General features: G+C 41.1%; 9 protein-coding genes and 2 pseudogenes. 9 read left to right on the top strand and 2 right to left on the bottom strand.

Features of this window, described 5'->3' with window-relative positions:
- Together QZ359_RS02965 and QZ359_RS02960 are read left to right on the top strand one after the other, a co-directional pair.
- Positions 1–270: pseudogene (locus QZ359_RS02965) on the top strand (cbxX/cfqX); the annotation flags it as partial.
- Complete coding sequence (locus QZ359_RS02960; protein ID WP_293959254.1) at positions 257–1,483, top strand: hypothetical protein; 1,227 nt, start codon at positions 257–259, stop codon at positions 1,481–1,483. The pseudogene QZ359_RS02965 and the gene QZ359_RS02960, both read left to right, overlap by 14 nt.
- A 104-nt stretch (positions 1,484–1,587) precedes the next feature.
- Here the strand turns inward: QZ359_RS02960 and QZ359_RS02955 are convergent, their stop codons facing one another.
- On the bottom strand, positions 1,588–2,496 hold the full coding sequence (locus QZ359_RS02955; protein WP_044813012.1) for a LysR family transcriptional regulator: 909 nt from the start codon (positions 2,494–2,496) through the stop codon (positions 1,588–1,590).
- 63 nt (positions 2,497–2,559) lie between these two features.
- On the opposite strand from QZ359_RS02955, the gene QZ359_RS02950 reads away from it, so the two are divergent.
- The gene (locus QZ359_RS02950) at positions 2,560–2,829 is read left to right on the top strand and encodes a YqgQ family protein (protein WP_181897307.1); all 270 of its coding nucleotides are present in this window, start codon (positions 2,560–2,562) and stop codon (positions 2,827–2,829) included.
- Positions 2,829–3,212: a rhodanese-like domain-containing protein gene (locus tag QZ359_RS02945; RefSeq protein WP_101781327.1), complete on the top strand. Its 384-nt coding sequence runs from the start codon at positions 2,829–2,831 to the stop codon at positions 3,210–3,212. The genes QZ359_RS02950 and QZ359_RS02945 overlap by 1 nt, the downstream gene beginning before the upstream one ends.
- A gap of 33 nt (positions 3,213–3,245) precedes the next feature.
- Here the strand turns inward: QZ359_RS02945 and QZ359_RS02940 are convergent, their stop codons facing one another.
- Positions 3,246–3,971, bottom strand: coding sequence for a pseudouridine synthase (locus QZ359_RS02940; protein ID WP_101781325.1), 726 nt, complete (start codon positions 3,969–3,971; stop codon positions 3,246–3,248).
- 161 nt (positions 3,972–4,132) lie between these two features.
- Here QZ359_RS02940 and typA point away from each other — a divergent pair, with 161 nt between their 5' ends.
- The 5 genes and pseudogenes from typA to QZ359_RS02915 form a co-directional block, all read left to right on the top strand.
- Positions 4,133–5,974 (top strand): translational GTPase TypA, encoded by a 1,842-nt coding sequence (gene typA / locus QZ359_RS02935; protein WP_000164111.1) that lies wholly within the window; start codon positions 4,133–4,135, stop codon positions 5,972–5,974.
- 19 nt (positions 5,975–5,993) lie between these two features.
- Positions 5,994–6,248, top strand: a complete 255-nt coding sequence (locus QZ359_RS02930) for a DUF3165 family protein (RefSeq protein WP_125393664.1) — start codon at positions 5,994–5,996, stop codon at positions 6,246–6,248.
- A 114-nt stretch (positions 6,249–6,362) separates the two neighbouring features.
- Positions 6,363–7,715, top strand: coding sequence for a UDP-N-acetylmuramoyl-L-alanine--D-glutamate ligase (gene murD, locus QZ359_RS02925; protein ID WP_293958096.1), 1,353 nt, complete (start codon positions 6,363–6,365; stop codon positions 7,713–7,715).
- A 1-nt stretch (position 7,716) separates the two neighbouring features.
- Positions 7,717–8,775: a UDP-N-acetylglucosamine--N-acetylmuramyl-(pentapeptide) pyrophosphoryl-undecaprenol N-acetylglucosamine transferase gene (locus QZ359_RS02920; RefSeq protein WP_060627867.1), complete on the top strand. Its 1,059-nt coding sequence runs from the start codon at positions 7,717–7,719 to the stop codon at positions 8,773–8,775.
- 9 nt (positions 8,776–8,784) lie between these two features.
- Positions 8,785–9,649, top strand: a pseudogene (locus QZ359_RS02915) (FtsQ-type POTRA domain-containing protein); the annotation flags it as partial.

Genomic DNA, 9,649 nt, shown 5'->3' with positions numbered 1-9,649 from the left:
GAAGATTATACAGCAGATGAAATTATTCAAATTGGTTTATTAGGATTAAACAATCAAGGATACTTTATCGATGTGGACTATTATACTCAAACTATTAAATCTTTGTATAACAAAATCAATGATTGTAGTAATGGTCGCTGGATTAGAAATATTAATGAAAAAATCATTAAGAATTTATCGATTAGAGTATCACGTGAGAACGTGACTGATTTGTCGACAATAGATAAAATCGATATTGAGAGAATGATGCTAGAATATGAGAGATTATAAAAATATGGAAAATCGTTTGAAATTACTAAACAAACTACTGGTGGTTATTTGTTCTATATTAGGTTTGTTTTCACTAGTGAATTCAGCCCAAGCTGACAGTACTGACTACAACCAACTATTGCCACAAATCACTGAGAAGTGGGAGAGTAAACATCTATTTGAAAATAATATTAATAGACTTGGTTACGCTTTGAAGGATATTGACAAAAATGGGACGGATGAATTATTAATCGGTTTGACCAATGGTGAAAAATGGGAACTGTTTGAAGTATATTATATGAATGGTAATACTCCCACTCCATTATTTGATAGATTTTGGGATACAAGTCTTAGAATGGGGACAGTTATTGATACCTACACAGATGGTAGTATTATGGTGTTCGAAAGTACTCCAGGGATTATGTCATATAGATTGTTCCAACTTTCTAAAGAAAATAAGGAGGCAAGTTTAATTAAAAAAGGTGAATTTAGAGCAGGAGAAGGTGATCTAAGAGAGTTAAATCTTGATTCTAAAACAAAAATAGATACCTCAACTATTGAATATACTTCTCTAAATCTCCCGATTGTTGGAGATAATATGGATCCTAATCCCCCTATGCCCAAGCCCCTTGTTGATGCTAAAATTGGTGATGAAATTCCTCTCCCATCCGAATTAGTGGGTACTTGGATTAATAAAGAACCTAATAATGGTACTAAACCTGGTAGAGCTTCATCACTCATTTTAGGAGAAGATGGAAACTACACTGGAACCTTTAAAGATGGAGATATTAAAGGAAAATTATCTCGACTAAAAAAAGTGGGTGAGAACGGATTTATTGTCTTAAAAGAGAAAAATGACGGAGAAGCTTTCTTTTTTAGTGTAGGTTTAGGAGCAGTTTTGCTTCCTGGTGAGCGAATTGATTTTGGGCTGGTATTGGAAGGACGGAATTTATATAATGCGTCATGGTTAGTCAAAGAAGGAGAGGAAGACTATTCTAATCCCACCATGCTCGCAACTTTTGTAAATCCAAATTATGGTCCTAAGAAAATAGAGAAAAAATCAGAGCAAGAAGTAGCGAAACAAGGAGATACAGTGCCAGAATCAACTCAAGACAGTAGTGAGGAGATAAAGCCAGAACAAAAACTATTCGGAAACATTCCAGTGTTTGCCATTGTTGAAGGAGCTGGACTCGTTCTTGTTTTAATCCTTGCTATATTTTTGTTTAAAAAATAAGATTTTATAAAATCCTTATGATTTACTATTAGATAAAAAACCTCAAGAACTAGGGTTGAAAGCTAGTTCTTGAGGTTTTTAGGTTATTCGATTTAGAGTGACTCTCAACTATCAAACTGGACTTCTTCTAGGAGATAGTCGATAAAGCGTTCGCCCATCTTAGATAGGCTGGTTTTTTCATGCTGGATATAGACCAGCTCAATGGGGTCATCAATATCCAATGGGATAGAAACGATATTGTCTCCGTTGAGGTTGCTGTTCAAAATCCCTGTCGCAATGGTATAACCATCCAAACCAATCAAGAGATTAAAGAGGGTGGCACGGTCACTAACCACGATGGATTTTTTGTGGTGCTCTTGGGAAAGGATCTCTTCTGAAAAGTAGAAGGAATTGTGCGTCCCCTGGTCATAGCTGAGGTAAGGGAAATTCTCCAAATCAGATAGTCTCACCTTGTCTTTTTTTGCCAGAGGATTGGTCTTGCTGACAAAGATATGCGGTTGGGCGGTAAAGAGATGGTGAGCCAGGAGGTGGTTATCATCCAGCATTTTGGTTAAAACATCACGGTTGTAGCTGTTTAAAAATAGGACACCGACCTCACTACGGAAGTTCTTGACGTCGTCTATAATCTCCCAAGTCCGAGTTTCACGAAGGAAGAGCTCGTATTTCTCCATATCACTTTTCTTAAGTAGCGATACAAAGGCGTTAACCACAAAGGCATAGTGTTGAGACGAAACGCTAAAGAGTTCGCGGTGGGCGACAGGATTTTTATAACGTTCCTCCAGAAGCTGGGTCTGCTCGACAACCTGACGGGCATAAGAGAGGAACTCCATCCCATCACGGGTCAAGGTGATACCCTTAGGATTACGAATAAAGATTTCAATGCCCATTTCATTTTCCAAATCTCTCACAGCATTGGAAAGACTCGGCTGAGTGATAAAGAGTTGCTTGGCTGCCTCATTCATGGAGCCAGTTTCGACGATTTTGATAATATAATGTAATTGTTGAATTCTCATGTTTTTATTGTACCACACTTGCGTCAGAATCGCCAAAGAAGATAGGAAAATCAGGAGCATTGTGTGGGTCTCTTCTTGAAAAAAACACAAAAATTTGCTAGAATGAGTCTTATGAAAACATTCTATGATGTGCAGCAATTCCTCAAACGATTTGGTATTATTGTTTACATGGGAAAACGCTTATATGATATTGAACTGATGAAGTTGGAGCTCTCTCGAATTTACGATGCAGGGTTGATGGACAAATTAGACTATCTAGAAGCAGAAGCGGTTCTTCGCAGAGAGCACAAGGTAGAATTGGATTATATTGAGAAAAATGGAGAAAAGAACTAATGGTTACTTGGATTTTGTGGGCACTTATACTAGCAATGTTGGCATGGATGGGCTTTAACTATCTTCGTATTCGCCGTGCAGCTAAAATCGTAGACAATGAGGAGTTTGAAGCCTTGATTCGTACGGGTCAATTGATTGATTTGCGCGACCCAGCAGAATTCCACAGAAAACATATTCTTGGGGCTCGCAATATTCCTTCAAGTCAGTTGAAGACTAGTCTTGCAGCCCTTCGTAAGGATAAACCTGTCCTTCTTTACGAAAACCAACGTGCGCAACGTGTGACAAATGCAGCCCTTTACTTGAAAAAACAAGGTTTTTTTGAGATTTATATCCTTTCTTATGGTTTGGATTCTTGGAAAGGGAAAGTCAAAGTCGAGAAATAAGAAAACGAGCTTGGATATTTCCGAGCTCATTTTTTAACCACTTTTTCTGAGAAAGTCACGAATACTTGCCAACTCTTCTGAGTTTAGGGGACGATAGTATCCTGCTTGAAGATTTTCATCTAAGCTCCAAGGTCCAAAATGGGTGCGTTTGAGGGAGGTTACTTTGACACCAACCGAGAGGAACATTTTCTTAACCTGATGAAATTTTCCTTCTGAAATGGTGATAGAGGCTCGACTGAGGGAAGGACTTGCAGATAGAATCTCTAATCTTGCAGGTTTACAGACAGTACCATCTAAAAAGACAATTCCCTTTTGAAAGGCTTGGATATGGTCAGGTGTTAGAAGTCCATTGACCTCAACTCGATAAGTTTTATAGACATGATATTGGGGATGGAGGAGCTGAAAGCCTAAGGGACCGTTATCGGTCAAGAGGAGGAGGCCGGTCGTATCTCGGTCCAGTCGGCCGACGGCATAGAGCTTGTCAGACTGGATGTCAGGTGACAGCAAGTCCATGACAGTTGGAAGTTCCCTGTCTTTATTGGCTGTAACGACACCAGCAGATTTATGAAGCATAAGGTAGGTGTGCTCATAGCCTCGAATGATTTGGCCCCGAAAGAGGAGTTCCTGTAGTCCTGTATCGATATTTTGGGCTAGGGAGCGGGCTGGGCAACCATCGACGAGAATTTCCCCTTTGAGGAGTGCTTGCTTCATGGCCTTTCGGCTAACTTTTTCTTGGGCTAATAAATTATCTAAACGCATACTGTGCCTATCTTATCATAAGTCGCTTGCTTTGAAAAGGCTTGACGTGAAAAGAAAAGCATAGTGAAAACATTTACACTTGCTTGAGTTATGTTATTTACCTGAAATTATGGTATAATCGTTCAGTTAGAAAATAAATTTTGAATATTATAGAGGAAATCATGACAAAATTAAGAGAAGATATCCGTAACATTGCGATTATCGCCCACGTTGACCACGGGAAAACAACCCTCGTTGACGAACTATTGAAACAATCAGAAACGCTTGATGCACGTACTGAATTGGCTGAGCGTGCTATGGACTCAAACGATATCGAAAAAGAGCGTGGAATTACCATCCTTGCTAAAAATACAGCCGTTGCCTACAACGGAACTCGTATCAATATCATGGACACACCAGGTCACGCGGACTTTGGTGGAGAAGTTGAGCGTATCATGAAAATGGTTGACGGTGTTGTTTTGGTCGTAGATGCCTACGAAGGAACAATGCCACAGACTCGTTTCGTATTGAAAAAAGCCTTGGAACAAGACCTTGTCCCAATCGTGGTTGTTAACAAAATCGATAAACCATCAGCTCGTCCAGCAGAAGTAGTGGACGAAGTCTTGGAACTTTTCATCGAGCTTGGTGCAGATGATGACCAGCTTGATTTCCCAGTGGTGTATGCTTCAGCGATCAACGGAACTTCTTCATTGTCAGATGATCCAGCTGACCAAGAAGCTACTATGGCACCAATCTTTGACACGATTATCGACCATATCCCAGCTCCAGTAGACAACTCAGATGAGCCTTTGCAGTTCCAAGTATCACTTTTGGACTACAATGACTTCGTTGGCCGTATCGGTATCGGTCGTGTCTTCCGTGGTACTGTTAAGGTTGGGGACCAAGTTACCCTTTCTAAACTTGATGGCACAACTAAAAACTTCCGTGTTACAAAACTTTTTGGTTTCTTTGGTTTGGAACGTCGTGAAATCCAAGAAGCCAAAGCAGGTGACTTGATTGCCGTTTCAGGTATGGAAGATATCTTTGTCGGTGAAACCATTACTCCGACAGACGCAGTTGAAGCTCTTCCAATCCTACACATCGATGAGCCAACTCTTCAAATGACTTTCTTGGTTAACAACTCACCATTTGCTGGTAAAGAAGGTAAATGGGTGACTTCTCGTAAGGTGGAAGAACGTTTGCAGGCAGAATTGCAAACAGACGTTTCCCTTCGTGTTGACCCAACTGATTCACCAGATAAATGGACTGTTTCAGGACGTGGAGAATTGCACTTGTCAATCCTTATCGAAACAATGCGTCGTGAGGGATATGAACTTCAAGTATCTCGTCCAGAAGTTATCGTAAAAGAAATTGATGGTGTTAAATGTGAGCCATTTGAACGTGTTCAAATCGACACTCCAGAAGAATACCAAGGTTCTGTTATCCAAAGCCTTTCTGAACGTAAGGGTGAAATGTTGGATATGATTTCAACTGGTAATGGTCAAACTCGTTTGGTCTTCCTTGTTCCAGCGCGTGGTTTGATTGGATACTCAACTGAGTTCTTGTCAATGACTCGTGGTTACGGTATCATGAACCATACCTTCGACCAATACTTGCCATTGATTCCAGGGGAAATTGGTGGTCGTCACCGTGGTGCCCTTGTTTCTATCGATGCTGGTAAGGCTACAACATACTCAATCATGTCTATTGAAGAACGTGGTACGATCTTTGTCAACCCAGGTACTGAAGTTTACGAAGGAATGATCATCGGTGAAAACTCTCGTGAAAATGACTTGACAGTTAACATCACTAAGGCCAAACAAATGACTAACGTTCGTTCAGCTACTAAGGACCAAACAGCTGTTATCAAGACACCTCGTATCTTGACACTTGAAGAGTCTCTTGAGTTCTTGAACGACGATGAGTACATGGAAGTAACGCCTGAGTCTATCCGTTTGCGTAAACAAATCCTTAACAAAGCAGAGCGTGAGAAAGCTAACAAGAAGAAAAAATCAGCTGAATAAGAGCTAGAAAGAGATAAAGATGGTTTATTTAATCATAGGACTCCTCTTATTACTACTCTATGTATTTGCGACACCAGAAAGCATTAAAGGGACAGTCAATATCGTCCTTGTCGTCTTTGCTTTCGTAGCACTCTTGATTTTGCTCATGTTGTCTATCCTGCAAATTTTTCAGCTACCGACAGAATTCTTTATCGCAATCGCCATGCTCTTCCTAGCATACTTTAGCTTGCGAGATATTACCCTCATGTCGGTCCATAAAAGTAAAAGAAGATAAAAAGAGAGTTTTGGCTCTCTTTTTGCTTGTTAGAATGCTGAATCTGAGCATTTTCGTTTAGAATTATTTCCATAAAAATGGTAAAATAGTAGGAGTAGAAATGGAGTTTGAGACATGAAAGTAATAGATCAATTTAAAAATAAGAAAGTCCTTGTTTTAGGTTTGGCCAAGTCTGGTGAATCCGCAGCTCGTTTGTTGGACAAGCTAGGTGCCATTGTGACAGTAAATGACGGAAAACCTTTCGAGGACAATCCAGCTGCCCAAAGTTTGCTGGAAGAAGGAATCAAGGTTATCACAGGTGGCCATCCTTTGGAACTCTTGGATGAAGAGTTTGCCCTGATGGTGAAAAATCCAGGTATCCCCTACAGCAATCCCATGATTGAAAAGGCTTTGGCTAAAGGTATCCCAGTCTTGACTGAGGTAGAATTGGCTTACTTGATTTCAGAAGCACCGATTGTTGGTATCACAGGTTCAAATGGTAAAACAACCACAACGACCATGATTGGGGACGTTTTGACTGCTGCTGGACAACATGGTCTCTTATCAGGAAATATCGGCTATCCAGCTAGTCAAGTGGCCCAAACTGCGTCAGACAAGGACACTCTTGTTATGGAACTTTCTTCTTTCCAACTCATGGGCGTCCAAGAATTCCATCCTGAGATTGCGGTTATTACCAACCTCATGCCAACTCATATAGACTACCATGGCTCTTTTGAGGAGTATGTGGCAGCCAAGTGGAATATCCAGAACAAGATGACAGCAGATGATTTCCTTGTCTTGAACTTTAACCAAGACTTGGCAAAAGAATTGGCTAGCAAAACACAAGCTACAGTTGTACCATTCTCAACACTTGAAAAGGTTGATGGAGCTTATCTGGAAGATGCTCAACTCTACTTCCGTGGAGAAGTGGTCATGGCAGCGAGTGAAATCGGAGTTCCAGGTAGCCACAATGTGGAAAATGCCCTTGCGACGATTGCTGTAGCCAAGCTTCGTGGTGTGGATAACCAAACCATCAAAGAAACTCTTTCAACCTTTGGTGGTGTCAAACACCGTCTCCAATTTGTGGATGAAATCAAGGGTGTCAAATTCTATAATGATAGCAAGTCAACAAATATCTTGGCTACTCAAAAAGCCTTGTCAGGATTTGACAACAGCAAGGTCATTTTGATTGCAGGTGGTTTGGACCGTGGCAATGAGTTTGACGAATTGGTTCCAGACATTACTGGACTTAAGAAGATGGTCATTCTCGGTCAGTCTGCAGAACGTGTCAAACGGGCAGCAGATAAGGCTGGTGTGTCTTATGTGGATGCGACTGATATTGCTGATGCGACCCGCAAGGCCTATGAACTTGCGACTCAAGGAGACGTGGTTCTTCTCAGTCCTGCCAATGCCAGCTGGGATATGTATGCTAACTTTGAAGTACGTGGCGACCTCTTTATCGACACAGTAGCGGAGTTAAAGGAATAATATGAAAAAAATTGTCTTTACAGGTGGGGGGACGGTTGGACACGTGACCCTCAACCTTTTGTTAATGCCCAAGTTCATCGAAGATGGCTGGGAAGTCCACTATATCGGGGACAAGCGTGGGATTGAACACCAAGAAATCCTCAAGTCGGGTCTAGATGTCACCTTCCATTCCATTGCGACTGGAAAATTGCGTCGCTATTTCTCTTGGCAAAATATGCTGGATGTCTTCAAAGTTGGCTGGGGAATCGTCCAATCGCTCTTTATCATGTTGCGACTTCGTCCACAGGCTCTTTTTTCAAAGGGAGGCTTTGTCTCTGTGCCGCCAGTTATCGCTGCGCGTGTGTCAGGAGTGCCTGTCTTTATTCACGAATCGGACCTGTCCATGGGCTTGGCCAATAAAATCGCCTATAAATTTGCGACTAAGATGTATTCAACCTTTGAACAAGCTTCGAGTTTATCTAAGGTCGAGCATGTGGGCGCAGTGACCAAGGTTTCAGACCAAAAAAATCCAGAACCAGATGAATTGGTGGATATCCAAACCCACTTTAATCCTAAATTGCCAACTGTATTGTTTGTCGGTGGTTCTGCAGGTGCTCGTGTCTTTAACCAATTGGTGACAGACCATAAGAAAGAGCTGACAGAGCGCTACAATATTATCAATCTAACTGGAGATTCTAGCCTGAACGAGTTGAGCCAAAATCTTTTTCGTGTTGACTATGTAACCAATCTCTATCAACCCTTGATGGAATTGGCTGATATTGTTGTGACACGAGGTGGTGCCAATACGATTTTTGAGCTCTTGGCCATGGCAAAATTGCATGTTATTGTGCCACTTGGTCGTGAAGCTAGTCGTGGAGACCAGATTGAGAACGCAGCTTACTTTGTTAAGAAAGGCTATGCAGAAGAGCTTCAAGAAAGCGATTTGACCTTGGATAGTTTGGAAGAGAAGCTTTCTCACTTACTAAGTCACAAGGAAGATTACCAAGCCAAGATGAAGGCTTCTAAGGAATTGAAATCTCTAGCAGATTTTTATCAATTGTTGAAAAAAGATTTATCATAAGGAAAGTAAATGTCAAAAGATAAGAAAAATGAGGGCAAAGAAATCCTCGAAGAATTGAAAGAGTTATCAGAATGGCAGAAACGGAACCAAGAATATCTAAAAAAGAAGGCTGAAGAAGAGGCGGCCCTAGCTGAGGAGAAGGAAAAGGAAAGACAAGCTCGAATGGGAGAAGAATCTGAGAAATCAGAGGACAAGCAGGACCAGGAGAGTGAAACAGACCAGGATGATGAAGAATCAGCTAAGGAAGAGTCTGAAGAAAAAGTAGAATCCTCAGAGGCTGACAAAGAGGAAGAAGAGAAAGAAGAATCAGGGTCTAAAGAGGACGAGGAACAGGATAAAAAGCTTGCTAAAAAGGCTACAAAGGAAAAACCAGCCAAAGCAAAGATTCCAGGCCTCCATATCTTGCGAGCTCTAACGATTTTATTTCCAAGTTTGCTTTTATTGATTGTCTCTGCCTACTTACTCAGTCCTTATGCGACCATGAAGGATATCCGTGTTGAGGGAACGGTGCAAACTACGGCTGATGATATCCGACAGGCTTCAGGCATTCAGGATTCGGATTATACGATTAACCTTCTGCTAGATAAGGCAAAATATGAAGAGCGGATCAAGTCTAATTATTGGGTTGAATCAGCTCAGCTTGTCTATTAATTTCCAACCAAGTTTACTATCAAGGTCAAGGAATATGATATTGTTGCCTACTATGTTTCTGGTGAAAATCATTATCCTATTCTTTCCAGTGGTCAGCTTGAGACTAGTTCTGTGAGCTTGGTCAGTTTACCAGAAACATATTTATCTGTTCTCTTTAATGACAGCGAACAAATCAAAACCTTTACGTCAGAACTTTCTCAAATTAGCCCAGAACTCAAGGCGG

It is taken from the genome of Streptococcus sp. (assembly GCF_019414905.1).
In the GTDB taxonomy this organism is placed as follows: domain Bacteria; phylum Bacillota; class Bacilli; order Lactobacillales; family Streptococcaceae; genus Streptococcus.
The sequence above is the reverse complement of the archived record's forward strand: the minus strand, read 5'-3'. Positions and strand labels throughout refer to the sequence as shown.

What these genes read in the sequence shown, in the direction of transcription:
- QZ359_RS02940 (WP_101781325.1), bottom strand. Translation starts at nt 3,971, where the DNA reads ATGCGTTTAGATAATTTATTAGCCCAAGAAAAAGTTAGCCGAAAGGCC.
- QZ359_RS02955 (WP_044813012.1), bottom strand. Translation starts at nt 2,496, where the DNA reads ATGAGAATTCAACAATTACATTATATTATCAAAATCGTCGAAACTGGC.
- murD (WP_293958096.1), top strand. Translation starts at nt 6,363, where the DNA reads ATGAAAGTAATAGATCAATTTAAAAATAAGAAAGTCCTTGTTTTAGGT.
- QZ359_RS02945 (WP_101781327.1), top strand. Translation starts at nt 2,829, where the DNA reads ATGGTTACTTGGATTTTGTGGGCACTTATACTAGCAATGTTGGCATGG.
- typA (WP_000164111.1), top strand. Translation starts at nt 4,133, where the DNA reads ATGACAAAATTAAGAGAAGATATCCGTAACATTGCGATTATCGCCCAC.
- QZ359_RS02960 (WP_293959254.1), top strand. Translation starts at nt 257, where the DNA reads ATGAGAGATTATAAAAATATGGAAAATCGTTTGAAATTACTAAACAAA.
- QZ359_RS02930 (WP_125393664.1), top strand. Translation starts at nt 5,994, where the DNA reads ATGGTTTATTTAATCATAGGACTCCTCTTATTACTACTCTATGTATTT.
- QZ359_RS02920 (WP_060627867.1), top strand. Translation starts at nt 7,717, where the DNA reads ATGAAAAAAATTGTCTTTACAGGTGGGGGGACGGTTGGACACGTGACC.